Origin of the sequence: Vreelandella halophila (assembly GCF_009856365.1) — a bacterium.
Classification (GTDB): Bacteria; Pseudomonadota; Gammaproteobacteria; order Pseudomonadales; family Oleiphilaceae; genus Halospina; species Halospina utahensis_B.
Window position 1 is genome coordinate 357,477 of record NZ_WMEX01000003.1, and the last position, 24,042, is coordinate 381,518.

General features: G+C 62.4%; 25 protein-coding genes and 1 tRNA gene. 2 read left to right on the forward strand and 24 right to left on the reverse strand.

Features of this window, described 5'->3' with window-relative positions:
• Window positions 1–7: 7 nt before the first annotated feature.
• Window positions 8–835, reverse strand: coding sequence for a sugar nucleotide-binding protein (locus GLW01_RS07295; RefSeq protein WP_160898650.1), 828 nt, complete (start codon window positions 833–835; stop codon window positions 8–10).
• A gap of 140 nt (window positions 836–975) precedes the next feature.
• On the opposite strand from GLW01_RS07295, the gene GLW01_RS07300 reads away from it, so the two are divergent.
• Window positions 976–1,332 carry a hypothetical protein gene (locus GLW01_RS07300; RefSeq protein WP_095617955.1) on the forward strand — a complete coding sequence of 119 codons (357 nt, stop codon included), beginning with the start codon at window positions 976–978 and terminating at the stop codon, window positions 1,330–1,332.
• Here GLW01_RS07300 and alr read toward each other — a convergent pair whose 3' ends face one another.
• From alr to mpl, 14 genes are all read right to left on the reverse strand, one after another.
• Window positions 1,333–2,415, reverse strand: a complete 1,083-nt coding sequence (gene alr / locus GLW01_RS07305) for an alanine racemase (RefSeq protein WP_160898651.1) — start codon at window positions 2,413–2,415, stop codon at window positions 1,333–1,335.
• Complete coding sequence (dnaB, locus tag GLW01_RS07310) at window positions 2,415–3,809, reverse strand: replicative DNA helicase (protein WP_095617957.1); 1,395 nt, start codon at window positions 3,807–3,809, stop codon at window positions 2,415–2,417. Before dnaB ends, alr begins: the two co-directional genes overlap by 1 nt.
• A 31-nt stretch (window positions 3,810–3,840) precedes the next feature.
• The gene (gene rplI / locus GLW01_RS07315; protein ID WP_160898652.1) at window positions 3,841–4,287 is read right to left on the reverse strand and encodes a 50S ribosomal protein L9; all 447 of its coding nucleotides are present in this window, start codon (window positions 4,285–4,287) and stop codon (window positions 3,841–3,843) included.
• A gap of 15 nt (window positions 4,288–4,302) precedes the next feature.
• Window positions 4,303–5,154: a hypothetical protein gene (locus tag GLW01_RS07320; RefSeq protein WP_151440865.1), complete on the reverse strand. Its 852-nt coding sequence runs from the start codon at window positions 5,152–5,154 to the stop codon at window positions 4,303–4,305.
• Window positions 5,155–5,172: 18 nt separating this feature from the next.
• The gene (rpsR, locus tag GLW01_RS07325) at window positions 5,173–5,403 is read right to left on the reverse strand and encodes a 30S ribosomal protein S18 (RefSeq protein WP_095617960.1); all 231 of its coding nucleotides are present in this window, start codon (window positions 5,401–5,403) and stop codon (window positions 5,173–5,175) included.
• 30 nt (window positions 5,404–5,433) lie between these two features.
• Window positions 5,434–5,871: a 30S ribosomal protein S6 gene (gene rpsF / locus GLW01_RS07330; protein ID WP_095617961.1), complete on the reverse strand. Its 438-nt coding sequence runs from the start codon at window positions 5,869–5,871 to the stop codon at window positions 5,434–5,436.
• 85 nt (window positions 5,872–5,956) lie between these two features.
• Window positions 5,957–6,718 carry a 23S rRNA (guanosine(2251)-2'-O)-methyltransferase RlmB gene (gene rlmB, locus GLW01_RS07335; protein ID WP_151440864.1) on the reverse strand — a complete coding sequence of 254 codons (762 nt, stop codon included), beginning with the start codon at window positions 6,716–6,718 and terminating at the stop codon, window positions 5,957–5,959.
• 15 nt (window positions 6,719–6,733) lie between these two features.
• Window positions 6,734–9,226 carry a ribonuclease R gene (rnr, locus tag GLW01_RS07340; RefSeq protein WP_160898653.1) on the reverse strand — a complete coding sequence of 831 codons (2,493 nt, stop codon included), beginning with the start codon at window positions 9,224–9,226 and terminating at the stop codon, window positions 6,734–6,736.
• Window positions 9,227–9,297: 71 nt separating this feature from the next.
• Window positions 9,298–9,384: transfer RNA gene (locus GLW01_RS07345), tRNA-Leu, on the reverse strand.
• 93 nt (window positions 9,385–9,477) lie between these two features.
• Window positions 9,478–11,574: a hypothetical protein gene (locus GLW01_RS07350; protein ID WP_160898654.1), complete on the reverse strand. Its 2,097-nt coding sequence runs from the start codon at window positions 11,572–11,574 to the stop codon at window positions 9,478–9,480.
• Window positions 11,575–11,671: 97 nt separating this feature from the next.
• Complete coding sequence (locus GLW01_RS07355; RefSeq protein WP_151440861.1) at window positions 11,672–12,811, reverse strand: acyl-CoA dehydrogenase family protein; 1,140 nt, start codon at window positions 12,809–12,811, stop codon at window positions 11,672–11,674.
• A 100-nt stretch (window positions 12,812–12,911) separates the two neighbouring features.
• Window positions 12,912–13,679: an ATP-binding protein gene (locus tag GLW01_RS07360; protein WP_160898655.1), complete on the reverse strand. Its 768-nt coding sequence runs from the start codon at window positions 13,677–13,679 to the stop codon at window positions 12,912–12,914.
• Window positions 13,666–14,301: a flavin prenyltransferase UbiX gene (locus tag GLW01_RS07365; protein ID WP_225741741.1), complete on the reverse strand. Its 636-nt coding sequence runs from the start codon at window positions 14,299–14,301 to the stop codon at window positions 13,666–13,668. Before GLW01_RS07365 ends, GLW01_RS07360 begins: the two co-directional genes overlap by 14 nt.
• 22 nt (window positions 14,302–14,323) lie before the next feature.
• Complete coding sequence (mpl, locus tag GLW01_RS07370) at window positions 14,324–15,697, reverse strand: UDP-N-acetylmuramate:L-alanyl-gamma-D-glutamyl-meso-diaminopimelate ligase (protein ID WP_151440858.1); 1,374 nt, start codon at window positions 15,695–15,697, stop codon at window positions 14,324–14,326.
• A 151-nt stretch (window positions 15,698–15,848) separates the two neighbouring features.
• Between mpl and GLW01_RS07375 the strand changes: the two genes are divergently transcribed.
• Window positions 15,849–17,111 (forward strand): 6-phosphofructokinase, encoded by a 1,263-nt coding sequence (locus GLW01_RS07375; protein WP_151440857.1) that lies wholly within the window; start codon window positions 15,849–15,851, stop codon window positions 17,109–17,111.
• Between the two features lie 6 nt (window positions 17,112–17,117).
• On the opposite strand, the gene GLW01_RS07380 is transcribed toward GLW01_RS07375, so the two are convergent.
• From GLW01_RS07380 to rodA, 9 genes are read right to left on the reverse strand one after another with little or no spacing between them, the layout of a single operon-like run.
• Window positions 17,118–17,309, reverse strand: coding sequence for a hypothetical protein (locus tag GLW01_RS07380; protein ID WP_077528693.1), 192 nt, complete (start codon window positions 17,307–17,309; stop codon window positions 17,118–17,120).
• Between the two features lie 26 nt (window positions 17,310–17,335).
• Complete coding sequence (locus GLW01_RS07385) at window positions 17,336–17,578, reverse strand: GrxA family glutaredoxin (RefSeq protein WP_151440856.1); 243 nt, start codon at window positions 17,576–17,578, stop codon at window positions 17,336–17,338.
• A gap of 56 nt (window positions 17,579–17,634) precedes the next feature.
• The gene (locus tag GLW01_RS07390; protein ID WP_160898656.1) at window positions 17,635–19,041 is read right to left on the reverse strand and encodes an ABC1 kinase family protein; all 1,407 of its coding nucleotides are present in this window, start codon (window positions 19,039–19,041) and stop codon (window positions 17,635–17,637) included.
• Window positions 19,042–19,689: a lipoyl(octanoyl) transferase LipB gene (gene lipB, locus GLW01_RS07395; RefSeq protein WP_151440854.1), complete on the reverse strand. Its 648-nt coding sequence runs from the start codon at window positions 19,687–19,689 to the stop codon at window positions 19,042–19,044. It abuts the gene before it with no gap.
• Window positions 19,689–19,958: an HP0495 family protein gene (locus GLW01_RS07400; RefSeq protein WP_095617973.1), complete on the reverse strand. Its 270-nt coding sequence runs from the start codon at window positions 19,956–19,958 to the stop codon at window positions 19,689–19,691. Before GLW01_RS07400 ends, lipB begins: the two co-directional genes overlap by 1 nt.
• A gap of 9 nt (window positions 19,959–19,967) precedes the next feature.
• Entirely contained in the window at window positions 19,968–21,119 is a 1,152-nt protein-coding gene (locus GLW01_RS07405) for a D-alanyl-D-alanine carboxypeptidase family protein (RefSeq protein ID WP_160898657.1), read from the reverse strand.
• A 19-nt stretch (window positions 21,120–21,138) separates the two neighbouring features.
• Window positions 21,139–22,014 (reverse strand): septal ring lytic transglycosylase RlpA family protein, encoded by an 876-nt coding sequence (locus tag GLW01_RS07410; protein ID WP_151440852.1) that lies wholly within the window; start codon window positions 22,012–22,014, stop codon window positions 21,139–21,141.
• Window positions 22,007–22,882, reverse strand: a complete 876-nt coding sequence (gene mltB, locus GLW01_RS07415; RefSeq protein ID WP_160898658.1) for a lytic murein transglycosylase B — start codon at window positions 22,880–22,882, stop codon at window positions 22,007–22,009. Before mltB ends, GLW01_RS07410 begins: the two co-directional genes overlap by 8 nt.
• Window positions 22,883–22,891: 9 nt before the next feature.
• Entirely contained in the window at window positions 22,892–24,037 is a 1,146-nt protein-coding gene (gene rodA, locus GLW01_RS07420; RefSeq protein ID WP_340162441.1) for a rod shape-determining protein RodA, read from the reverse strand.
• Window positions 24,038–24,042 lie beyond the last annotated feature (5 nt).

Genomic DNA, 24,042 nt, shown 5'->3' on the forward strand with positions numbered 1-24,042 from the left:
GGGCTCGTCATGGTTTCGTTGCCGCAAGGACCTGGCGCCAGGACAACTGCTGGATGCCGAAGGTATGACGGATTTTCTTGCAGTTGAGCACGGCATTGGCGGGTTCCAGCCGCATCCAGGCATCTTCTTCGTCAATCAGATGCGGACGCTGTGTCTCCGGGAGCTCCTCAAGGAGTTCCAGCCCCAGATCGTAGAGGGAAAGGGTGTCACAGCCGGCGTACTGGTAGGTTCCCCAGGCCTCCGCGCCACAGTCCAACTGCTGGACAACGGCGGTCATGACCCGGGCGCAATCCGACCAGGTGGTAGGCTGCCCCCGATAGCGGCTGCTCAGGCAGAGGGGTTCGCTCGGATCGTGGCTACGCACACGCTCCTGCAACCGTTCCAGAGACCAGCCGGTACGCAGGATCAGATGCCGCGGCAGCCGACTGCGCAGGGACTGCTCACAGTCCCACTGGCACTGGCCCAGAACGGACAGCGGATTGCCCGGATTACTGCTGATGTAGGGCTGCTGCTTGCGCCCGTCAAAAACCTGGCTGCTGGACAGGTTCATCATGGCAATGGCATGAAAAGCGGCCCTTTCCGCCAGTGCCACCGGCAGGTCATGCAGGCGGTGTCGCGTCTCTTGTGGCACCGGCTCGGCCTGCTCCGCATCCACACTGGTGATGGCGTTGATCACCAGATCGAAACAGGGCTCAACCCAGGACTGAAGCTGATCCAGTGCCACATCCGAGGGACGGCTCAACAGCAGCGGCGTGGGTTCGAGCCCAGCCGCAGCGAGCCGTGAAAGCAGCGCTTCACCGAGTTCCCCCGGTTCGTAAACCACCAGTATCTTCAAAACAGGGTCGCTTGCAGGTCCAGAATGTGACGGGTTGCACGATACGACAGCATAACCGCCATTTCAGCCAATGCCCAAGATTGATGCAATGCGTGTAATGGCGGCCATACAAAACACTTGTACACAAAGGAGTATGACCAATGCCCAAGCATCAGCACCATCTGGTAGCCCCCCTGCCGGAAGCCCAGTACCAGAAGGCCCTCGAGGTCATCAGTGACATCCGCAGCAACGGCGTGAGCAAACAGCGCCGGGACGACCTCTACAACCTGATCATGGAACTCACGGAAACCGGCACCGACTTCTTCTTTCTGGAACCACTGCGGCGGATGAATGCCGGTTCCATGCTCCAGAAGATGGCCAGCATGGGCATAAGCAGCATGCTCAAGGGCACCCGGATGGTCATCCACAACGTGCTCAAGAAGGCGGACGACGAGCACATTGAGGGCATCCTGGTCTTCCTGGAAGAGGTTCTGTTCGAACCCGAGAGCAACGCCTGATCAGCCGCCGCCCAAGTATGTCCGGGGGACCCGCGGGGAAACCCCGGTCAGCAGCTCATAACTGATGGTGCCGGCCATGCCGGCCACCTCATCAACACCCACATGGTGCCCCCAGAGCTCGACCGGTGTACCGGTTTCCGCCTCCGGGCACTGGCTCAGATCCACGGCGATCATGTCCATGGAAACCCGGCCGATAAGCCGGCACCGATGCCCAGCCACTGCCACGGGGGTCCCGCTGGGGGCGTGCCGGGGGTAACCATCGCCATACCCGATCTCCACAATCCCCATCCGGCAGTCGGCTTCCGCGACCCAGGTGGCGCCATAACCCACTGACTCACCCGCTGCCAGCTCACGCACGGCGATGATCCGGGACTCCAGGATCATAACCGGCTGCAGGCCGAGTGCTGGCCCTGTCGTGCCAATCAGGGGCGTCCCGCCGTACAGCATGATCCCTGGGCGCGTCCAGTCACAGTCCGGTGCCGGGTCATGGAAGTGAGCCGCGGAGTTGGCGAGGCTGACCTGCAGCTCCGGATGGTCATCCCGGATGCGCTGAAAGCACGCCTGCTGACGTCGGGTCATGGGATCCGGGAGATCATCCGCACAGGCATAGTGGGAAAGGAGACCGACCACCCGCAGACCCGGCTGGGTCTCAAGGCGCTGCCGAAAGGCCGCGACCTCCTGCGGCGCCACACCCAGACGGTTCATACCGGTGTTGCACTTGATCCAGACCGGCACCTCCCCGTTCAGGGCTTCAGCCCCAGCCAGCTGGTGATAGCTGTGCAGAACGGGCTGCAGCTCCAGCGCCGAAACAACCGGCCAGTCCGCCGCCTCATGCACGCCCTCAAGCAGAACAATGGCCGTGGTGATGCCGGCATCGCGCAGGCGCTGTGCCTCCCCGACAGTGGCAACGGCCAGGCAGTCAGTCTCCCCGGCCAGAACCCGGGCCACCGGCTCAAGACCGTGCCCGTAACCGTCGGCCTTGACCACCGCCATGGAGGCCGACTCGGGGGCAAGCTGCCGGGCCTTCCGGAAGTTACTCCTGAGCGCGTCCAGATCGATACGGGCCCGGGTATGGCGCGGCATTAATAGTCGCCCCCGTAATCCCCGTAGGCCAGGTCCTCGAACTTGGTGTACTGACCGAGGAATGCCAGCCGAATGCTCCCGACAGGGCCGTTCCGTTGCTTGCCGATGATGATCTCAGCGATGCCCTTGTCGGTGCTGTCCTCATTGTAGACTTCGTCGCGGTAGATGAAGGCGATCACATCGGCGTCCTGCTCGATCGCCCCGGACTCGCGCAGGTCCGAGTTGACCGGGCGCTTGTTGGGCCGCTGCTCCAGGCTCCGGTTGAGCTGGGACAGCGCGATCACGGGGCAGTTGAGCTCCTTCGCCAGGCCCTTGAGAGCCCTCGAGATCTCGGAGATCTCAGCGGTACGGCCCTCGTTATTGCCGGGCGCCCGCATCAGCTGCAGGTAGTCCACCATGATCATGCCAAGCTCGTTTCCCTGGCTGTCCATCTCCCGGGCAATACGCCGCGCACGCGAGCGCATTTCGGTCGGGCTGAGCGCCGGCGTGTCATCAATATAGAGCGGCTTGTCCTTGAGCAGGCTGATGGCGGAAGTGAGGCGCGGCCAGTCATCCTGTTCCAGGCTCCCGTTACGGATCCGGGTCTGGTCAATCCGGCCAATGGACGAGAGCATCCGCATCACGATGGCATCCGCCGGCATCTCCATGCTGAACACCAGACAGCCCTTGTCGGTTGCCATCAGCATGTTCTCGACCAGGTTCATGGCGAACGCGGTCTTACCCATGGAAGGGCGTGCAGCCACGATCACCAGATCCGAGGGCTGCCAGCCGGAGGTGATGTCATCCAGATCCTTGAAACCGGAGGTCAGCCCTGTCAGCCCACCCTCGGTTTCGAACAGCGACTCGATGCGCTCCAGGGTTTCCCTGAGGATGGGATTGATCTCACGGGGGCCACCACTCTGCTGGACCTGGTGTTCAGCGATCCGGAATACCTGGCTTTCGGCGGCATCCAGAATCTCGGCGCTGGAACGCCCCTGGGGGTTGAATGCGGAATCGGCAATATGGCCGGAGACTTCAATCAGCTGCCGGAAAACAGACCGTTCCTTGACGATCTCGGCGTAACTTCGAAGGTTGGCCGCACCGGGGGTCTGTTCGACCAGTCGGCCGAGGTACTCAAGCCCGCCACAGGCATCCAGATCTCCGGCCTGCTCGAGCCATTCGCCCACGGTGACCATATCAAGCGGCTTATCATTGGCGATCAGCCGCTCGCTGGCGTGGAATATCAGGCGGTGTTCGGAGCGGTAGAAGTCCCCGGAAGTGATGAGCCCTTCCACGAGCTCCCAGCCCGCATTATCGAGCATCAGGCCGCCAAGAACGGCCTGTTCCGCCTCGATGGAATGCGGGGGCACCTTGACGCGGCTGGTGCGCTCGTCAGCTTCCGGTTCCTGCGCCATCAGCCGGGCACTCCCCTGCTCCGGGCCGGATTCAGCCCTTGACGATGTTCAGCTGGATCGTTGCCTGCACATCGGTATGCAGCTGCAGCGTGATCCCGTACTCGCCGGTCATGCGGATGGGGCCTTCCGGCAGCAGCACTTCGCTCTTGTCGACAGCGGTGCCGTTGGCGGAAACCGCTTCCGCAATATCACGGACGCCAATGGAGCCGAACAGCTTGCCTTCCTCACCGGCCTTGGCTTCGATGGTGACGGAGCTGCCCTCAAGCGCTTCGCCACGGGCCTGAGCGGCCTTCAGCCGTTCAGCAGCAGCCTTCTCAAGCTCTGCACGGCGTTCCTCAAATGCCTTGATGTTCTCTTCGGTGGCGGGAACCGCCTTGCCGTAGGGAACAAGGTAGTTACGCCCGAAGCCCGGCTTGACCTTCACCTGGTCACCCAGATCCCCGAGCTTGTGCATTTTTTCGAGCAGTATAACGTTCATCCCAATAACCTCTGTCTAAAGTCGCTGTCTGATATCAAGCCAGCTGTCGATGACGGCCGCGAAGACCAGCACCAGAAATAACCATGGAACCAGCACCACCAGGGCGATGTAAAAGCCCACAAGCCAGCCGGTACCGAGCCCGCGTTTGGCGAGCGTGCCATGTACCAGGGCGAGGCCCGCAAGCAGCAGCGGAACACCCAGCACCAGAAGGAGCAGCGTTCCATTGATCCCCACGAACTCGCCGACCGCCATGAGAACCAGCAGTCCCAGCGCCGTCGGCGCCGAGAGCCGGAATTCATGGAATTCCGCCTGCAGACCACCCGGATTGAAGAGCCGGGCCTGCCACCCCCTGGCAAGCAGGGACGCCGCAATGGCCAGCGCGTAGTTGAGAACCCCCAGTACCGCGATCATCATGGTGCGGATCACGTTTTCCGGATCCACATCCTCGGGCAGGTTCTCCATCATGCCGGCGTTCATGTCGCCGTAAACCTGCTGGGCCGTTGTGATCAACTGATCAAAAAATGCCGGCGCCACCAGCGGCAGTGCCTGGGCAATCCCTATTGCAAGCGCGGCCCCGGCCAGAAGGGCTTTTTCCCAGGAAACGGTCATCTGCAGCACGCTGCAGATGACCATTGTGATCAGCAGCACCACCAGCGGTGCCGGATCCATCCCGACCCAGAGCCAGGCTGCGCCCGGCAGCAGTGCCCAGAGCCCGGTAACCAGCCCTTTCTGGGGCCCCAGTCTGAGCGTTACGAGCCCAACTGCCGCAGCACCCAGCCAGAACAGGAACGGCAGGACCATACCCCCGACCGCAACAACGGCCGCAGGCATGGGGCCCCGCAGTATGAATTCGGCCAGACGCTGCATCAGCTAACCCGATGGCCGTTACTGGTCGTGGCTGTCGGCGTAGGGCAGCAGAGCCAGGTAGCGGGCGCGCTTGACGGCTGTTGCCAGCTGCCGCTGATAGCGGGCACGTGTGCCGGTGATCCGGCTGGGTACAATCTTGCCGGTTTCAGTGATGTAGCTGCGCAGGGTGTCGAGATCCTTGTAGTCAATCTCCTTGACCCCTTCCGCGGTGAAACGGCAGAACTTACGACGTCTGAAAAAACGAGCCATGAATCGGTATCCTCAGTTCTCTGATGCGTGTTACTCGGCGCTTTCGCCGGCTTCTTCGGTCTCGGAGTCGGAACTGTCTGTTTCCGTCTCCCCGGAATCACCGGAGGTTGTCTGCCGGCGCGGTTTGTCGTCGCCCCGTTCCTCGCGGTTCTCGGCCGCCTTCATGGGCGAGGGTTCAGTTACCGCCTCATCCTTGCGCACGATCAGATCGCGGATGACCGCGTCATTGAACCGGAAGTTGTGCTGCAGTTCACCCAGCGCCTCCTGGGTGCACTCGATGTTCATGAGGATGTAGTGGGCCTTGTGGATCTTGTTGATCGGATAGGCCAGCTGACGCCGCCCCCAGTCCTCGACCCGGTGGACTGTGCCGCCATCGTCGGTGACGAGCTTGGAGTAGCGCTCGATCATGGCGGGCACCTGTTCGCTCTGGTCAGGATGAACCAGTGTCACGATTTCGTAATGACGCATTATCGCTCCTTACGGTTTGAGCAGCTTCCGATCCGTCGCCGAAAGCAAGGAGTGGTGTTGACCCCGTGAAACGGGATCGCACATTTTATGCCCCGTGTACGCCTGATGCAATCGTACGCTGGCGACGGGCCTCAAAAAGGCAGACGCCGGTGGCCACGGAGACATTGAGTGAGCTGACCAGTCCGGCCATGGGGAGATGGGCCAGCTGATCACAGTGCTCGCGGGTGAGACGGCGCATGCCCTTGCCCTCGGCACCCATGACCAGGGCCATGGGGCCGGTGAGATCCAGGTCGTGGATGCCCGCCTCGGCGGCATCCGAGGTGCCGGTGAACCAGATGCCCTGCTCCTGGCACCGGCGCATGAAGCGCGCCAGGTTGGTGGCCCGCACCAGCGGCACGGATTCCGCCGCACCACTGGCAACCTTCATGGCCACACCGTTGAGCGGCGCCGAATGGTCCTTCGGCACCACCACCGCATCGACGCCGGCCGCATCGGCCGTGCGCAGGCAGGCCCCCAGATTGTGAGGATCCGTGACACCATCCAGGAGGAGAATGAAAGGCGGGCGCCCCAGTGTTTCCAGGCGCTCCAGCAGCGCATCCTCGCTCAGGGCGACAGGCGGCTTGATGACGGCCACCACGCCCTGATGATTGCCACCGTCACTGGCCTCATCCAGAACCCGACGCTGGCACTGCTCCACGGCAACACCGAAATCATCGGCAAGCTGGCGCACCCGCTTCTGGCGGCCGTCCTCACGCCCCTGCTGCAGCTTCAGGCTGCGCACCCGTTCCGGATGCCGCTCCAGCAGGGTGGTGACTGCGTGCCAGCCAAAGAGGGTATGCTGCGCCATCAGACGTTCTCCGGATCAGCCTTCGCTCTTGCCGCCGCCACCACGGCCACCACGCCGACGGCGGCGCCCGCCGGATTTCTTCTTGGGCGCGGCCTCGTCGCCGGAATCAGCCTCTTTCGTCTGTTTCTTCTTCTGGTCACCGCCCTGCTGTTTGCCGCCACCCTGCTGGCCCTTGCCACCGCCTTTCCTGCGGTTGCCTGATCCCTTTCCGCCACCTTTCTTCGCGTCCGGAAGGGATTCCTCCAGCTCCAGATCAATCTTGCGGTCATCCAGGTCCACCCGGACCACCCTTACCCGCACCTGATCCCCGAGCCGGAAGGTTCGCCCGGTATGCTCGCCGATCAGCGTGTGGCGGATGCGGTCGAAGTGGAAGAAGTCGCCACCCAGTGCCGAGATGTGCACCAGGCCCTCGGTGTAGACGCCGCCCAGCTGCACGAACAACCCGAAGCCGGTGACTGAGGCGATCACCCCATCAAAGACCTCGCCCACGTTGCCCTGAAGGAATTCGCACTTGAGCCAGGCCTCGACGTCGCGGGTCGCATCGTCGGCACGGCGCTCCGTCATGGAGCAGTGCTCGCCCAGCTGCTGGACGCGCTCCTGGGAGTAGCCGTACTGCGCGAGTTCCGGATCCGGTTTCTCCGCCGGCACCACGGTCTTCGCCTTCTGGCTGCCGAACAGCGCCTTGATTCCGGCCATGGCACCGCCCCTCGCCTTGCGATGGATCACCGACTTGATACCCCGGTGGATCAGCAGGTCCGGATAGCGCCGGATGGGCGAAGTGAAGTGCGTGTATTCCTCGAATCCGAGACCAAAGTGGCCCCGCTGCTCGGAGGTGTAGACCGCCTGCTTCATGGAGCGCAGCATCACCGTCTGGATGATGTGGGCATCCGGGCGGTTCTGCACCTGGCTGAGCACCTGCTGGTAATCCTGGGGTTCCGGGTCATCACCACCGGGCAGATCCAGGCCGAGCCCGCTCAGGAACTGCCGCACGTCCGCCAGCCGCTCCTGCGAAGGCGAATCGTGCACGCGGAAGAGCGTCGGAATCCGATGCTGTTTCAGGAAACGCGCCGTGGCCACGTTGGCGCACAGCATGCATTCCTCGATCACCTTGTGAGCGGCATTGCGTTCAACCGGCACGATCTCGCTGATCTTGCGGTCACGGTCAAACCGGATCTGGGTATCCGTGGTTTCAAAGTCGATGGCGCCGCGTTGCTCGCGCGCCTCCCGCAGCATCTGGTAACAACCGTAGAGCGTCTCCAGATGGGGCACGACCTGGCTGTACTCATCCCGCAGCTTCTGCCCGTCATTCGATTCTGGGTGTTCCAGGATGGCACTGACCTTGTTGTACGTAAGGCGTGCATGGGAGTGCATCACCGCTTCGTAGAAGCAGTACTGGGTGATCTTGCCTTCCCGGCTCAGATTCATGTCCGCAACCATGCACAGGCGGTCAACGCCCGGGTTCAGCGAACAGAGGCCGTTGGAAAGCTTCTCCGGCAGCATCGGAACCACGTGGTCCGGGAAGTAGACGGAGTTGCCCCGGTTCTGGGCCTCCAGATCCAGCGCCGTCTCAGGACGCACGTACCAGGCCACATCGGCGATGGCGACAATCAACCTGTAGCCGCCGCCCCGGCGCTTTTCCGCGTAGACCGCATCATCGAAGTCACGGGCGCTTTCATCGTCAATGGTGACCAGGGGCATATCCCGCAGATCAACACGGCCCTGTTTGGCTTCTTCAGAGACCTCGTCCGGAATGCTCCGCGCCTGCTCGGTGACCGCCGGAGGCCACTGATCCGGGAGGCCATAGGAACGGATGGCCACGGTGATCTCCATACCCGGCGCCATGTGGTCGCCCAGGATCTCGACCACACGGCCGACCGGCTTGTTGCGCACTGTGGGTTGCTTCTCAATGGTAACGGTGACGTACTGGCCATGACCCGCGCCCTGGCAGGCCTCTTCCGGCACCAGTATCTCCTGGTTGATCCGGCTGTTCTCCGGAATCACCATCGAAACACCGTCCTCACGCTGCATGCGACCCACAACCTGAGTCGTGTTGCGCTCCAGCACCTCAACGATGACAGCCTCGCGCTTGCCGCGGGCATCTCTCTGATCCTCACGCACCAGTACCCGGTCGCCGTGGAAGACCTGCCGCATCTGACGGGCATTCAGGAAAAGATCGTCACCGCCGCCTTCGGGTACCACAAAACCAAACCCATCCCGGTGGCCCTGAACGTGACCCCGGGTGAGATCCGCCTCGGATATGGGCAGATAGGCGCCACGGCGATTACAGATGAGCTGACCATCCCGCGCCATGGCGATCAGCCGCCGGCGCAGTCCCTCAATGCGGTCCTCGTCGTCCAGGTCAAACTCTTCACAGAGTTTCTGGTGGGTCGCCGGCGCACCACGTTTTTTCAGGTGTTCCAGGATCGCTTCCCGGCCGTGGACTGGTTTCTCGTATTTCTGGGATTCACGATCCGCGTTGGGGTCGTCCTGAGGGATACCTGAGGCCATTGATTCCGCCTGTGACTGTTTGTTCTTGGATCTCAATTAATGAGACAGGAGAGAAGGGGAGGATAAAAGAGTGGTGCCGAGGAGTGGACTTGAACCACCACGTCCTTACGGACACTAGCACCTGAAGCTAGCGCGTCTACCATTTCCGCCACCTCGGCACGAGGCATCTGACTGTGTTCGGGCGCTGCCCGAATGTGATGCGTACTTTAATGGCCGCCCGCGGGGCTGTCAAACATTTTTTGGATTCCAGGTTACTGACTCCGGGTTCCTATGGATTCCAGATAGTCAGCGAAGCGCATGTATTCGTAGCCGATGTAATACTGCAGGTTCGCGGAACTTCCGGAAACGGAAAACGCCTCCCCTTCATCACCGCAGAACCGGGCACTTCGATCCAGCGAGTCCAGCGCTAGAGCCCGCACCGACAGTATACGGTCTGGCTGAACAACATTATCGGGGTTCGCATCAGCCATACCATCCGTCGGATATTCATACTCACGCAGAATGACGCCATCACCGACTGGCGCCGGATAGGTTTCCGCAAGCACCCTGAAGACATCTTCACCACTGGGCACATGGCCGTACCGTGTAAGCGTAAGCTCAGGCTGAGCGTCAGGTTCTGACCCCTCACTAACCTTCACAGTCTGCTTGTGGGTAATAGGCTCCACTGGTGTCCCATTATCGCACTCGTCCAAGCCCCCAGGCTTTCCATAGGTGATTGAGAGGCTCCCGATACTTTTCAGTTGGTCACCGACAACTGGCATGGCAATTGGAATCTGAGGTACACCCGACTCCTCCGACTCCACGTTTATTGATGCATCCACAGTGTCGACACCACTCGCCAACGGAGGCCGGCGTATCAGCGCCGCTGCCCCATCGGGCTCTACGTAAACCCTCTCCAGACGACCATCCGGGTGATCATCAGTACTTTCACCATCAATCCACCTGGAATCCAGACCGATACTTGGAGTGGCCCAGTCAATAGCGCCATCCGCTTCACCAAAGCGCTCATCCAGAACTTCGGATGAAAGTGCATCTCGCTCCACCGCCTCATCCAGGGCTGGACCCGTCTCCATATCCAGATAGGGGGCGTACCCGAGATCGACAGGGTTTCCGCCATCTTCACCGGCAGAAAGAAACCGGAATGCGCTCATGGACGGACGGGTCTGACCCCGTACGCTGATACGGCTGACCCTGCCCCCCGGACCGTAATCAAAAAAGACCTGCGCGTTGAGTTCGGCATCCTCGGCTGTCAGACGCCCCAGTCGCACTTCGTCGCCATTGTCCCCGGTCTCTAGAGCGCCGGGAGCAAAGTTCTCTTCATTCTCAGGATTCTCAAGCCGCGTGAAATAACGCTGTTCCACGGGAACCAGCGGGTTATCAAAATCCGGCTTAAAGTTCCGGATACTGTCCAGCTTCCCGTCCGCAGGCAGGGCATAGCCATCAACACCTCTGGCGTCAATGTCAGCATCCACTGCCCTGATCACGTTTGCCGCCTGATCCAGCATCACTGACCCTAAAACCTGAAAATCGTTCAACTCGAAGAACACTTCCCGCTGGCCCGGAGTCATGTTTTCCAGGCCATCCTCTACCGCTTTTTTGACCTTGCCATTCAGGGCACCAGTGACCTGTTTCTGCTGCAGCCGCCGCAACGCCGTCGCATAATGCGGTGCCCGGGTCGCTCCCTGTGCGTTCAGATAATCCTGGTAGATGCTGACCGGCTCCTGGGCGTCCAGGAGGTTCTCCTGCTGCAGGCGGCTCGCCGCAGCCGCGGCATCCAGGCTGTCACCGCGAAGCCAGCGGATGGTCTCGGCGAGTGTGGTGAACGGTGAGACAGTGCTGACACCGGGCGGCGCACTGAGAAAGAAAGCCCGATCTACCAGCTCACCACCGTTGCGGGTCTCGCCGGGTACGGCCACCACCATCAGGGAATAATCGGAAGGGTCCAGATCAGCGGCCACGCTTTCGGAAAGATCCAGCGCACTGACATCGAGGTCCAGATTGCCGTCGGCATCCGTGATGCCCCAGGGTTCCGTTAGCTTGAAGCTGTTATCAACGTCCAGCCTCGCCTTTGTCTCGTCATCCGCATCAGCCAGAACGTCATCTTCATAATCCTGGTGATCGTAAACGGAAAGAGCCTGGTCACCATCCATATCAAGCCAGACCAGCGCCCGTTCCAGCCTGCCGTTACGGGCCTGCACCGGATAGGTACCAGGATCACCCGCTGCGGGGTTGCTCTCGTAGCGCGTGATGTCCTCATCGTACTCGTCGGAATCACTGTCCCCGAGGCAGCCGGCAAGGGCTGCAGCCGCCGCCAGAGCGAGACCGGTCCGGAGGATGTGTCTGATCATGGATGCGCCACCCGTTGTCCGCCTTGCGCCATTGTCCTGACGCGACTCTAACGGATGGGCCCACCCTGTACCTTGATCGGCTTGGCAATTACGGGAATCAGAGCGAGCGGGCGACGATCTCCTTCATGATCTCGTTGGTGCCGGCGTAGATGCGCTGCACCCGGGCGTCGGCCCAGGCCCGTGCGATGGGGTACTCGGTCATGTAACCGTAACCGCCGAACAGCTGCAGGCATTCGTCCATCACCCGGCACTGCAGGTCCGTGCTCCACTGCTTGAGCATGGCGGCGGTGGGCACGTCCAGCTTGCCCTCCAGGTGCATCTCCAGGCAGCGGTCCACGAAGGTGCGTCCGGCCGTAATGTCCGCCTTGAGCTCGGCCAGCTTGAAGCGGGTGTTCTGGAAACCGATGACCGGCTTGCCGAAGGCCTTGCGCTCCTTCACGTAATCCAGGGTCCACTCGAAAGCGCCCTCGCAGGCGGCCAGCGCCACCAGCCCCACCAGCAGGCGCTCCTGGGGCAGCTCCTGCATCAGCTGCATGAAGCCCTGCCCTTCCGCGCTGCCCAGCAGGTTCTCCCTGGGTACCTTCACGTCCTGAAAGAACAGCTCCGAGGTGTCCTGGGCCTTCATGCCCACCTTATCCAGATTGCGGCCCTTGTCGAAGCCCGGCCAGTCCGCCTCCACGAGGAAGAGGCTGGTGCCCTTGGCGCCCTCCTTGGGGTCGGTCTTGGCCACCACGATCACCAGGTCCGCCATCTGACCGTTGGTAATGAAAGTCTTTGACCCGTTGAGCACGTAATGCTCGCCATCCCAGATCGCCGACGTGCGAATCCCCTGAAGGTCGGAGCCGGCGCCGGGCTCGGTCATGGCAATGGCGGTGATCATCTCGCCACGGGCCATTTTCGGCAGGTACTTCTGCTTCTGTTCCTCAGTGCCGTAGTGGTGGATATAGGGGGCCACAATATCCGAGTGCAGGAAGAACCCGATCCCGGACAGGCCGAGCCTGCTGACCTCCTCCATCACCACGGCACTGTAGCGGAAGTCCACCCCGGCACCGCCGTATTCCTCGGGCAGTGACGGGCACAGCAGGCCCAGTTCAGCGCCTTTTTCCCAGAGCTCGCGGCTGACCTGGCCATCCTTTTCCCACTGGTCGTGGTAGGGCACCGCCTCGTTCTGGAGGAAGCGGACGACGGTATCGCGGAACTGGTGGACGTCGCTGTCGTAGATCGGGCGTGAAAGCATCGGGGCGGACTCCGGTATTGTTGTTTCGGTCGCGCTCAGTGTCGCGATGCGCCGGAGCCGCCACAATGACCAAAGCGTTCAATCGGGTTGGCTGGAAGTACTAGCCGAATTCACCGCTGAAGGCGCGCCGGAACTGCTCGGCCGTGCGCCCACTGCGCCCGCCCCGGGCCAGCGCGAACTGCAGCGCCGCCCGGTGCAGGGCTTCCCGGTCCTGAACGTCCGGAAACAGGGCATCCACCGTCTCCAGGTAGGTGTCCTGATCGAAGGGGTAGAACGACAGCCAGAGCCCGAACCGATCCGACAGCGAGACCTGCTCTTCCACGGCCTCGGAGGGGTGGATCTCGCCGTTGACCATGGTGGTGTCCTGATTGTCCTTCATGTATTCCGGCATCAGGTGGCGCCGATTGGAGGTGGCGTAGACCCGGACGTTCTCCGGGGGCAGCTCGATGGAGCCTTCCATCACGCTCTTAAGCGGCTTGTAGCCCGGATCGTCGATGCCGAAGGAGAGGTCATCGCAGTAGATGATGAAGCGCTCGCGGCATTCGCGGATGGGGTCCACGATCTCGTGCAGGTGGACCAGGTCGTCCTTGTCCACTTCAATCACCCGAAGGCCCTGGTCCCGGTAGCGGTTGAGCAGCGCCTTCACCAGCGAGGACTTGCCGGTACCCCGGGAGCCCCAGAGCAACGCATGATTCGCTGGTTTGCCATCCAGGAAGCGTTCGGTGTTGTGGGCCAGCTTCTCTTTCTGGGCCTCAATGCCGTGCAGGTCATCCCAGCGCACCGGGTCCGGGTGGGTAACCGCCCTCAGTTCCTGGCGCTGCGATCGCCAGATGGCGGCCGGAACCTGCTGCCAGTCAATCCCGCTCATCGGTGTTCTGTTCTCCTTTGGCGTCACGTTTCATGGCCAGCCGCGCCTCGCCCCAGCGCCCGACCAGGGTCTGCTCCACTCCCAGGTGGTCGAGGAGGCGCGCCACAATGAAGTCCACCAGGTCTCCCACGCTCTGCGGCTCATGGTAGAAGCCCGGGCTCGCAGGCATGATGGTGGCGCCCATGCGGGTGAGCGTGAGCATGTTCTGGAGATGGACTTCGGAATAGGGGGATTCGCGGGGCACTAGGATCAGCTGGCGCCGTTCCTTGAGAGCCACATCCCCTGCCCGCTCGATCAGGTTGTCGCTGGCGCCGTTGGCCAGCGCCGAGAGCGTACCGGTACTGCAGGGGCAGATCACCAGCGGCGCTTTCGGCCCTGAACCGGAAGCTGGCGGCGCGAACCAGTCCTCCCGCCCGAACAGGGTCAACTGCCCGGGCTCACCACCACAGCGTTCCGTCAGAAGCCGTGTGGCAGCATCGGTACTGCCCGGCAGGCGCAGGTCCGTCTCGGTGCTGATCACAACCTGGGCTGCCTTTGAGATCATCAGGCGCACCTCACAGCCGGCCGCCATCAGCTGCTCCAGCAGCCGCAGCCCGTAGGGGGCGCCCGAAGCGCCGGTCATGGCCAGGTTGACCACGGGTCGTTCAGCCAAAACAGGTCTCCAACTGGTTCCTGAGCCGTTCGCGCAGCCCGCCCATGCCACCATTGCTCATCAGTACGATGTGGCAGGGCCGGGGAAGGTCACCACAGAGCCCGGAGACCAGCTCCTCCATAACGCTGTAACGGCTGTGGCGTCCGTCGGCGCCGTCCAGCATGGCAGCGAGCCAGTCCTGTTCATCGTAGTCCACCCAGACCACCCGATCCGCCAGCATGGTGGATTCCAGCAGGCGGGCGCTGTGATGGCCCTGCTTCATGGTGTTGGAGCGTGGTTCCACCACTGCGACAACCGGATCCTGCCCCACCTGATGCCGCAGCCCGTCCAGAGTCGTAGCGATGGCGGTGGGGTGATGGGCGAAGTCGTCGTAGAGACGGATGCCACCCACGTCCGCGATCAGCTCCATGCGCCGCTTCACACCACCGAAACGCTGCAGGGCCGCGATGGCATGATCGGGCGTCACCCCGACGTGCTTGGCGGCGGCGATGGCGGCCAGTGCGTTGCGGACATTGTGCTGGCCCGTAAGGTTCCAGCGCAGCCGTGCCACGGGCTGCTCGTTGTGGACCACCATGAACTCGCTCCCATCGGCGGCGGTCAGTTCCGCACGCCAGCTGGCAAGATCCGACTCGCCACCAATGGCAGTACTCTGGATGGGCGTCCAGCAGCCCAGCGCCAGGGCGGAATCCAGGTTGCGATCGCGCGCCGGGCGCACAATCAGGCCCGTCGCTGGCACCGTACGCACCAGGTGATGCACCTGGCGTTCAATATCCTCAATGCTGTTGAAGATGTCCGCATGGTCGAATTCCAGGTTGTTGAGGATCAGGGTCCGAGGGCGGTAGTGGACGAACTTGGAGCGCTTGTCGAAGAAGGCGCTGTCATACTCATCCGCCTCCACCACAAAGAAATCGCTGCTGCCGAGGCGCGCGGAGTGCTCAAAGTCATTGGGAACACCGCCGATCAGATACCCCGGGTCGAACCCCGCCTGCTCCAGGATCCAGAGCATCATTGAGGCCGTCGTGGTCTTACCGTGGGTCCCCGCCGCGGCCAGCACCCAGCGCCCGTTCAGGACCTCCCGGGCCAGGAATTCCGGGCCTGACACATAGGGCATGTTGCGGTTGAGCATGTACTCCACGGCCGCGTTACCCCGGCCCAGGGCATTGCCCACCACCACCAGATCCGGAGCGGGCTTCAGGGCTTCACGGGTGTAGCCTTCGTGCAGACCGATGCCGGCCTGCTCCAGCTGGGTGCTCATGGGCGGATAGACGTTCTCGTCCGAACCGGTCACCTCGTGCCCGAGCTCGCGTGCCAGCAGCGCCAGGCTGCCCATGAAGGTACCGCAGATACCAAGAATATGGATGTGCATAGTCCGCCGTTCCGGCCCGTTGCCCATGGATCACGCCATGGTATTGGAAATCCCGGATAAACCCAATCCAATGCCTTGTGGATCATGCACAACCACGGTGCTTTCAAGTATCATGCGTCACCATTCAGTCGATTGCAGGAGGCTCAACAACATGGCGCCCAAGAACGCTTTCTATGCCCAGTCCGGGGGCGTGACCGCGGTCATCAACGCCAGCGCCGCGGGGGTGATCGAAACCGCCCGCAAACACGGCGACCGTATCGGCAAGGTATTCGCCGGCCGCAACGGTATTACCGGTGCCCTCAAGGAGGAGCTGATCGACACCAGTTACGAGACCGATGACGAGATCCGCGCCCTGATCCACACGCCCGGGGGCGCTTTTGGGTCCTGCCGCCACAAGCTTCGGAATATTGATGAGAACCGCCATGAGTACGAGCGACTGATCGAAGTCTTCCGGGCCCACGACATCGGCTACTTCTTCTACAACGGTGGTGGCGATTCCCAGGACACAGCCTTCAAGGTCTCCCAGATGGCCGAGCGCATGGGCTACCCGCTCAACTGCATCGGCATCCCGAAGACAGTGGACAACGACCTGCCCTTCACCGACTGCTGCCCGGGCTTTGGCTCCGTTGCCAAATACGTGGCCACCTCCACACTGGAGGCGAGCCTGGACATCCAGTCCATGTGCGACACCTCCACCAAGGTCTTCATCCTCGAGGTCATGGGCCGCCACGCGGGCTGGATCGCCGCCGCCGGCGGGCTGGCCGGGAAGAATCCGGGGGACGCGCCGCACATCATCGTATTCCCGGAGCACCCCTTCGAACGTGAGGCGTTCCTGAACAAGGTCGACCAGTGCGTAAAGGATCACGGGTTCTGCGTGGTGGTAGCCTCGGAGGGCGCCCAGTACGAGGACGGCCGTTTCCTCGCGGAAGCCGGCCAGAAGGACGCCTTCGGCCATACCCAGCTGGGCGGCGTGGCACCGACACTGGCCAACATGGTGAAGCAGTCCCTGGGCCACAAGTACCACTGGGCGGTCGCGGACTACCTGCAGCGCTCGGCGCGCCACATTGCGTCACAGACGGATGTGGAGCAGGCCTACGCCGTGGGTGAGGCCGCCGTGAACTACGCTCTGGAAGGCCGCAACGGCATCATGCCCATCATCAAGCGCGAATCGTCCGACCCCTATCGCTGGCACATCAGTGAGGCGCCGCTGAATGAGGTGGCCAACCAGGAGAAGAAGATGCCGATCCACTACACCACGGATGAGGGTTTCGGCATCACGGCGGACTGCCGCGAATACCTGGAGCCGCTGATCCAGGGTGAAGCCTTCCCGCCGTTCGAGAAGGGCCTGCCCAAGGTGGCGAAGCTTGAGAACCGGCCCGTGGAGAAGAAGCTCAAGGCCGACTTCAAGCTGTGAGGCGGTTCAGGACCCGGTGTCGTCGCTGCGACGCCGGGTCATGGAACGACGCTGGAACTGTTTCCAGAGTTCCCCGGTGCTCTGTTCCTTCAGATGTTCATCCAGAGTGCTCCCCGTGACCTGCATCCAGTCCAGGTGCTGCTTCCAGCGTTCTTCCGGAATCGTTTCCGGGCGTTTCATGTTCTCGTCATCGGCCATACCCGCATTTCCTCCCTCGTGGTGATTCAGGCCTGGTTCTGTTCAATGTACCGGGTGAACTCGTCAAAACCACCGACATGACGGTCCCCAACAAAGATCTGCGGTACCGTGTGCACGGGGGTTCCAGCGATCTCGCTCAGATCCTGCTTGTCCAGTCCTTCCGAGATCATATCGACCCATTCGTGCTCAAGGCCCCGTGTCTCGCACAGGCGGCGTGCGCCGCTGCAGAAACCGCAGGACATACGGCCGTAGATCGTTACTTTCTCCATTGCTGACTCCTCGGATCATGCCTGTTTCGGGCGCAAGGATAGCATGGAATCCGCGGTCAGCCGGAGGTGCTCCCGGATTCCCCATAGAGATAGTGGCGCAGTACCGGTTCGCCATCGAACTCCGCCGCCAGCACGGCGATGAAGGTGTAGACGCCCACCAGCTTGCGGTTGAGGAAGACGAACTCCTTCGGGGGCATACGGAAGTAACGGTTGATGGCGGACCGGGTAGCCTCGCGCGCCACGCGGTTGGGCAGGTCGCTCTGCTTCCAGCGGTATTCACCACGCTCATTGACCGCGTAGTCCGGCTTCTCCATGGCCTCGCCACTCAGCGGCTCGAGCACCCGCATACAGACCCCGCCAAACCGCTCGAGGACCGGCCGGGGCCAGTCAGCCTGCATGAAGTTGAGCTTGATACCGCCTTCAATGACGGCGTCCAGATCCTGCTCGTAGGACGCCCGGATCATGTCCCGGACCGGCCCCAGGAACTCATCGGAATACCGCTGCACCGCCCCGAAATCGAGCAGCACAATGCAGTCCCGATCCCCGGTCTCCTCGGCCAGCCGGATCCGGTAGTTCCCGAAGTTCGGATCGGTCTGGATTTCGTTCCAGATGAACAGTTCGCTCAGGAACAGCTCCAGTGCCCCCTTACCCAGCGCGGAGCGCCGCTCCAGGGAGAGAGACTGGACCGGCTCGGAGCCCACCGGATGACCGGATTCGTAGGTCGACGCAATCACATGGTCACTCGAGTATTCCTCGACGACCCGGGGCACGATGAAACGCGGATCATCCAACAGCTTCTGCCGGAATGACTCGGTGGTGCGGGCTTCCAGGCGGTAGTCCACCTCCCGGTGCATCATGGCGCGGACTTCCTCCAGCCACTCATCGAAGGCCGGCCCCCAGGAAACCACACGGGCCATCTTGAGCACCTGGGCCACAGAGTTCAGGTCGGAGTCCACGGCATCGGCCACGCCGGGGTACTGGATCTTGAGAACCAGCTCCTCACCATCCTCACGACGGCGTGCCCAGTGCACCTGGCCCAGTGAGGCAGCACCAATGGGCTCCGGGTCGACTTCCAGCTCGGACAGCCGTTGCTCACCCAGTTCCGCCTTCAGGGTCCGCTCGATGGTGGCCCACTCCAGGGAGGTGGTGCGATCCTCAAGGGTGTGCAGGGCCTCGGTGACTTCCTCCGGAAGGAAATGCTCGCCATAGAGCGCCATGATCTGGCCGATCTTGACCACACTGCCCTTGAGCTGCCCCAGCTCCTCCACCAGGTACCGCGCCTGGCGTGACAGCATGTCGCTGCGGCGCTGCTGACGGCTCTCACGGTTTCCAAACCAGTTGGTGGCGTAATGGCCCGCCATGCGGGTGCCGGCGAAAAGCCCGGCCCGTGTCAGGCTCAGGCGGCGCTCAAAGCTGCCGGTCTTGATGCGTGACACCGAACTGCGTTTCTTCTCGGAGCCCATTCACTCGCTCCCGGCCTGTTGCAACCGCTCCAGCAGGGTCCGCTGGAGTACATCCGATACCGCGCCCAGAGACACGCTCTCACCCAGCTGATCCCGCAGCTGGGTGACGGGCATGCCCGCATAACCACAGGGGTTGATCCGTTGAAACGGTGAGAGATCCATGTCCACATTGAGTGCAAGTCCATGGTAAGCGCAGCCACGCCGCACCCTCAGACCCAGTGAGGCGATCTTTTCACCCGCCACGTAGACACCGGGCGCGTCCCGGCGGGGGGCGGCCTCGATCCCCCAGTGTGCCAGCACTGCCACGGTGGTGTCTTCCAGCAGGCTGACGAGCTGGCGCACGCCCAGCCCGCGACGGCGGATATCAATCAGTGTATAGAGCATAAGCTGGCCGGGGCCGTGAAACGTGACCTGGCCGCCGCGGTCGACCTGGACCACTGGTATATCGCCCGGCCAGAGAAGATGTTCAGCCCGGCCGGCCTGGCCCTGGGTAAACACGGGGTCGTGCTCCAGCAGCCAGCACTCGTCACGGGTGTTGCCATCACGCTGGTCTGTAAAGGCCTTCATGGCCTCAAAAACAGGCTCATAGGCGCGCCGACCGAGCCACTCAAACCGGGGCTCCTCAGCAGGGGGGACAGACTGGCCCATCAGACCACCATGTGAACCTGACCGGTGGCCTTGAGTGCCGCGAACAGGTTCTGCAGCTGCTCTTCACCGGTGGCCCTGAGAGTAACGCGAACCGATATGAACCGGCCGTTGCGGCTCGGCTGGGCGGTGAGTGTCGCCGGGTCAAACGCCGGGTCGAACTGCTGCACAACCCGGGTCACCGTCAGTGCGAAATCTTCGCTGTGATCCCCGATCACCTTGATCGGGTAGTCACAGGGGAACTCGATCTGGGGATTCTGGCCTTCACTCATGCCCCTAGGTTACTGGAACAGCCCCAGGAAGAACAGCTTGATGGTGTCCCAGAGGCGGCGGAAAAGCCCACCCTGCTCCACGGAATGCAGCGCCACCAACTCCCTTTCGGCGAGTGTGCTGTCTTCATGGGTCACCGTCAGGTCCCCGAACACCTCACCGCGCTCGATCGGGGCCTCGAGGACGGATTCAACGGATACGGCAGGCTCCAGTTCTTCCCGCGCTCCGTTCGGAACCGTGAGATACAGATCTTCCTGAATACCAAGATCCACCCGATCGCCAGCACCTTTCCAGACCCGGGCATCGGTCACCTTTTCCCCGCCCTCGTAAAGACGGAAGGTTTCATAGTAACGGAAACCGTAATTCAGAAGCTGCTGGGACTCACGCGCCCTGGCTTCTTCGCTGGCGGCTCCCATAACCACACTGACCAGGCGCATGCCGTCGCGTTCGGCGGATGCCGCCAGGCAGTAGCCCGCGTCATCCGTATGCCCGGTCTTGAGCCCGTCGACGGATTTGTCACGCCAGAGCAGCTGGTTACGATTGGGCTGGCGGATGCCGTTGTACGTGTAATGGCGCTTGGAGTAGAGATCATAGGTATCCGGAAAATCACGGATCTTGGCGCTCGACAGGAGTGCCATGTCCCGCGCCGTGGTGTACATATCCGGGTCAGGCAGGCCGGTGGGGTTGGTGAAGTGGGTATTGTCCATTCCCAGCTGGCTGGCCTGCTGGTTCATCATCTGGGCGAATGAGCCCTCGCCCCCGGCAATGTGTTCCGCCAGCGCCACGCTGGCATCATTGCCCGACTGCACGATGATGCCGTGCATCAGTTCCCGCACGGTTACTTTGGTGCCTTCCTTGAGGAACATCCGGGAGCCGCCGGTCTTCCACGCATTGACGCTCACCGTGGTTTCCTCATCCATGCTCAGGCGACCGGCCTCCATCTCGCGGTCCGCGATGTAAGCCGTCATCATCTTGGTCAGGCTCGCCGGTGCCACCCGCTGATCCGCGTTTTTCTCGACCAGGACCCGCCCGCTCTGGATATCCATGAGAATGTAGGAGTCCGCACCCAGCTCCGGTGGCGACGGTATCAGGCTCGATGCCTGAAGCGGCGCCGCCGCGGAAGCAATGCAGAAAACCAGTAGAATCGAGAACAGCTTACGCATGGTTGTATCGTCCTGATGTTCAGCCCGTGCTACCGACGGGCCGTGTAATGATGATGGGCTGCCCCAGCTCGTTCCGCTCAATGGCGCGGCGAGCCTGCTCGGCCGCTCCCCGCTCCCGGAAAGGGCCAACCCAGACACGATGGATCTGCTCACCGTTCCGACCCTCTACCAGGTGGACGTCGCCGGCTGTCACCATGTGAAGCTGGGCCTTGAGCTGCGTGGCGGCGGTTAAGTTACCAAATGCGCCCACCTGAACAAAGAGACGGTCCTCTTTGTTTCCCGATGGTAATGCGGGCTTTTCAGCGGTTCCGGTCTCGCCTCCCCTGGCCTCGGGACTGGCGCCCGAATCATCGGGGCTGGCCGCAACGGCCTCAATATGCACACGCGTCGTACCCTGGCCCTCGAATCCAAGCACCTTGGCCGCAGCATACGAGAGGTCAATCAGACGCTCGCCGTGAAAGGGACCGCGATCGTTGACCCTGACAATGGTGGAGCGGTCGTTCTCCAGGTTGGTGACACGGACATAGGTGGGCAGGGGCAGGTTGCGGTGAGCCGCGCTGAGCTCGTACATGTTGTAGGTCTCACCATTGGAGGTCAGGTGGCCATGGAACTTGCGGCCATACCAGCTGGCCCGCCCCCGGGCCTCATACCCCTCCGCGGAGTCCATGACTTCATAGGTCTTGCCCCAGACTTCGTAGGGTGACTTGTTGCCGCCCTTGCTGGGGGGTTCATAACGCGGTTCCGGCTCCTCGATGCTGGCAATGTCGAGTTCCCGATCCGGGCCAGTGTCCTGGGACAGAGTGTAACGGTCATCGGATTGACGCTGCCCGGTACCGGCACACCCGGTAACCAGCAACACCAGCGCCAGCAACAGCAGTCGGGCCCCACTACTCATCCAGTGCGGCCTCCTGCAGACGCTGTGCCAGCGACCACGCCGCCATGGCGTACAGGTCGCTGTGGTTGTAGCGGGTGATGACGTCAAAGTTGGCATGCGCGATCCAGTCCTGTTGACGGCCCTCCACGGTCAACCGCAACAGCCGGGTCTCGCCAACGGGCCCACGCCACTGCTCCAGGGGCATGACCACCGGTGCTCCCGGATGCCAGTGATGTTCGTGGAAATAGTTGGCGACACTCCCAATGGCATCCACTGGGCTGTCGAACAGATCCACGACGCCATCACCATCAAAATCCACAGCGTAGTGCCGATAGCTGCTGGCGATGAACTGGCCATACCCCATGGCGCCCGCATAGGACCCCATGGGATCGCGCGGGTCAAACCCCTGATCCCGCGCCAGCAAGAGGAAGTGGCGCAGCTCCTCGCGGAAGAAATCGGCTCTGGGCGGGTAGCCGAAACCCAGAGTAAACAGGGCGTCCAGCACCCGGTCGTTTCCGGCATGACGGCCGTAGAACGTCTCAATCCCGATGATCGCCGCAACCAGCTCTGAGGGCACACCATACCGCCGTTCAGCCCTGGCAAGAGTCTCCCGGTGACGCGCCATGAAGGCCCGCCCCTGCTTGACCCGTTCCGGGGTCAGGAAGATTCCGCGGTACTCACCCCATTCCAGTACCTTTTCGGCGGGGGCACTGATGCGCTCGATCACTGCCTCATCATGGCGGGCGGCATCCAACCATGCGCTCACCTGCTCGCGTTCGAACCCCTCCTCCCGGACCATGCGCTCAACAAACCGCTCCCGGTCCGATGTGGCGGCCATCACAGACAGGCTGAAAAGGGCGATCAACAGAACAATCGGGAAACGGGTCATGGTATCGGGTCAGGACTCCAGCATGCGTCGATGGGTGTGCACGGCCATAAGAATACCGAAGCCCGCGAGCAGCGTCACGATGGACGTTCCCCCAAAGCTGACCAGCGGCAGCGGCACCCCCACCACCGGCATCAGACCGCTGACCATGGCGACGTTCACGACCACATACATGAAGAAGATGATGGCAAGCCCGCCGGAGAGAAGGCGACTGAACGAGGTCTGCGCCATGGACGCGATGTACAGGCAGCGGATCACCACCAGCGCGTAAAGGACCAGAAGCAGGGTCACCCCCACAAACCCGAACTCCTCCGCCAGAACCGCCAGTATGAAATCCGTATGGCCCTCCGGCAGAAAATCCAGATGGGACTGGGTGCCTTCTCCCCAGCCCTTGCCGTGAAGGCCGCCGGAGCCGATGGCGGTCTTGGACTGCGTGATGTTCCAGCCAGCGCCAAGCGGGTCACTGCCGGGGTTGAGAAGCGTCAGCACCCGCTCCTTCTGGTAGTCCCGCATCACGAACAGCCAGAGCATGGGTATGGAGGCGCCGCCCGCGGCCACCATCAACATGATCAGCTTCCAGCTCAGCCCGGCAAGGAAGAGCACGGCAAGACCGGAGGCGATGACAAGTACAGCGGTCCCCAGGTCCGGCTGAGCAATGATCAGCGCGCCCGGCAGCGCGGTCAGCCCCAGGGCCATGAGGATGGGCAACAGCCTGGGTGGCAGTGACAGTTGGGCCAGGAACCACGAGACCATCAGGGGAACCCCCAGCTTCATTGCCTCGGACGGCTGGAAGCGAGGCAGCCCCGGCAGCGCCAGCCACCGCTGGGCCCCCTGGGCACCGGCACCAAAGAGCAGCACCAGAACCAGTGACAGAATGCCGGCCAGATACAGCCAGGGCGACCAGCGCCGGTACAGCATGGGATCCAGTTGCGCGAAGAACAGCATCGCCAGCAGTCCCACCCCAATGCGCAGCGCCTGGCTCTGGACAATGGCCATGCCATTCTCGCCCGCACTGTACAGAACAACCAGCCCGCCCCCCATGATCAGGAACAGCAACAGCAGTAACCACGGGTCCAGGTGCAGCCGGCTCATCCACCCGCCACGGCGGTTCAGGTGATCCGGCTCAAACGCAATCTGGCGTACGAACTCATGGCTCACGGCTG

What these genes read in the sequence shown, in the direction of transcription:
- GLW01_RS07355 (WP_151440861.1), bottom strand. Translation starts at nt 12,811, where the DNA reads ATGCTTTCACGCCCGATCTACGACAGCGACGTCCACCAGTTCCGCGAT.
- GLW01_RS07350 (WP_160898654.1), bottom strand. Translation starts at nt 11,574, where the DNA reads ATGATCAGACACATCCTCCGGACCGGTCTCGCTCTGGCGGCGGCTGCA.
- GLW01_RS07400 (WP_095617973.1), bottom strand. Translation starts at nt 19,958, where the DNA reads ATGAGTGAAGGCCAGAATCCCCAGATCGAGTTCCCCTGTGACTACCCG.
- GLW01_RS07390 (WP_160898656.1), bottom strand. Translation starts at nt 19,041, where the DNA reads ATGGGCTCCGAGAAGAAACGCAGTTCGGTGTCACGCATCAAGACCGGC.
- GLW01_RS07405 (WP_160898657.1), bottom strand. Translation starts at nt 21,119, where the DNA reads ATGCGTAAGCTGTTCTCGATTCTACTGGTTTTCTGCATTGCTTCCGCG.
- GLW01_RS07365 (WP_225741741.1), bottom strand. Translation starts at nt 14,301, where the DNA reads ATGACCGGCGCTTCGGGCGCCCCCTACGGGCTGCGGCTGCTGGAGCAG.
- mltB (WP_160898658.1), bottom strand. Translation starts at nt 22,882, where the DNA reads ATGACCCGTTTCCCGATTGTTCTGTTGATCGCCCTTTTCAGCCTGTCT.
- GLW01_RS07380 (WP_077528693.1), bottom strand. Translation starts at nt 17,309, where the DNA reads ATGGCCGATGACGAGAACATGAAACGCCCGGAAACGATTCCGGAAGAA.
- alr (WP_160898651.1), bottom strand. Translation starts at nt 2,415, where the DNA reads ATGCCGCGCCATACCCGGGCCCGTATCGATCTGGACGCGCTCAGGAGT.
- rpsR (WP_095617960.1), bottom strand. Translation starts at nt 5,403, where the DNA reads ATGGCTCGTTTTTTCAGACGTCGTAAGTTCTGCCGTTTCACCGCGGAA.
- lipB (WP_151440854.1), bottom strand. Translation starts at nt 19,689, where the DNA reads ATGGGCCAGTCTGTCCCCCCTGCTGAGGAGCCCCGGTTTGAGTGGCTC.
- rnr (WP_160898653.1), bottom strand. Translation starts at nt 9,226, where the DNA reads ATGGCCTCAGGTATCCCTCAGGACGACCCCAACGCGGATCGTGAATCC.
- mpl (WP_151440858.1), bottom strand. Translation starts at nt 15,697, where the DNA reads ATGCACATCCATATTCTTGGTATCTGCGGTACCTTCATGGGCAGCCTG.
- GLW01_RS07360 (WP_160898655.1), bottom strand. Translation starts at nt 13,679, where the DNA reads ATGAGCGGGATTGACTGGCAGCAGGTTCCGGCCGCCATCTGGCGATCG.
- rplI (WP_160898652.1), bottom strand. Translation starts at nt 4,287, where the DNA reads ATGAACGTTATACTGCTCGAAAAAATGCACAAGCTCGGGGATCTGGGT.
- rlmB (WP_151440864.1), bottom strand. Translation starts at nt 6,718, where the DNA reads ATGGCGCAGCATACCCTCTTTGGCTGGCACGCAGTCACCACCCTGCTG.
- GLW01_RS07375 (WP_151440857.1), top strand. Translation starts at nt 15,849, where the DNA reads ATGGCGCCCAAGAACGCTTTCTATGCCCAGTCCGGGGGCGTGACCGCG.
- dnaB (WP_095617957.1), bottom strand. Translation starts at nt 3,809, where the DNA reads ATGGCGCAGGAACCGGAAGCTGACGAGCGCACCAGCCGCGTCAAGGTG.
- GLW01_RS07320 (WP_151440865.1), bottom strand. Translation starts at nt 5,154, where the DNA reads ATGCAGCGTCTGGCCGAATTCATACTGCGGGGCCCCATGCCTGCGGCC.
- GLW01_RS07300 (WP_095617955.1), top strand. Translation starts at nt 976, where the DNA reads ATGCCCAAGCATCAGCACCATCTGGTAGCCCCCCTGCCGGAAGCCCAG.
- rpsF (WP_095617961.1), bottom strand. Translation starts at nt 5,871, where the DNA reads ATGCGTCATTACGAAATCGTGACACTGGTTCATCCTGACCAGAGCGAA.
- GLW01_RS07410 (WP_151440852.1), bottom strand. Translation starts at nt 22,014, where the DNA reads ATGAGTAGTGGGGCCCGACTGCTGTTGCTGGCGCTGGTGTTGCTGGTT.
- GLW01_RS07385 (WP_151440856.1), bottom strand. Translation starts at nt 17,578, where the DNA reads ATGGAGAAAGTAACGATCTACGGCCGTATGTCCTGCGGTTTCTGCAGC.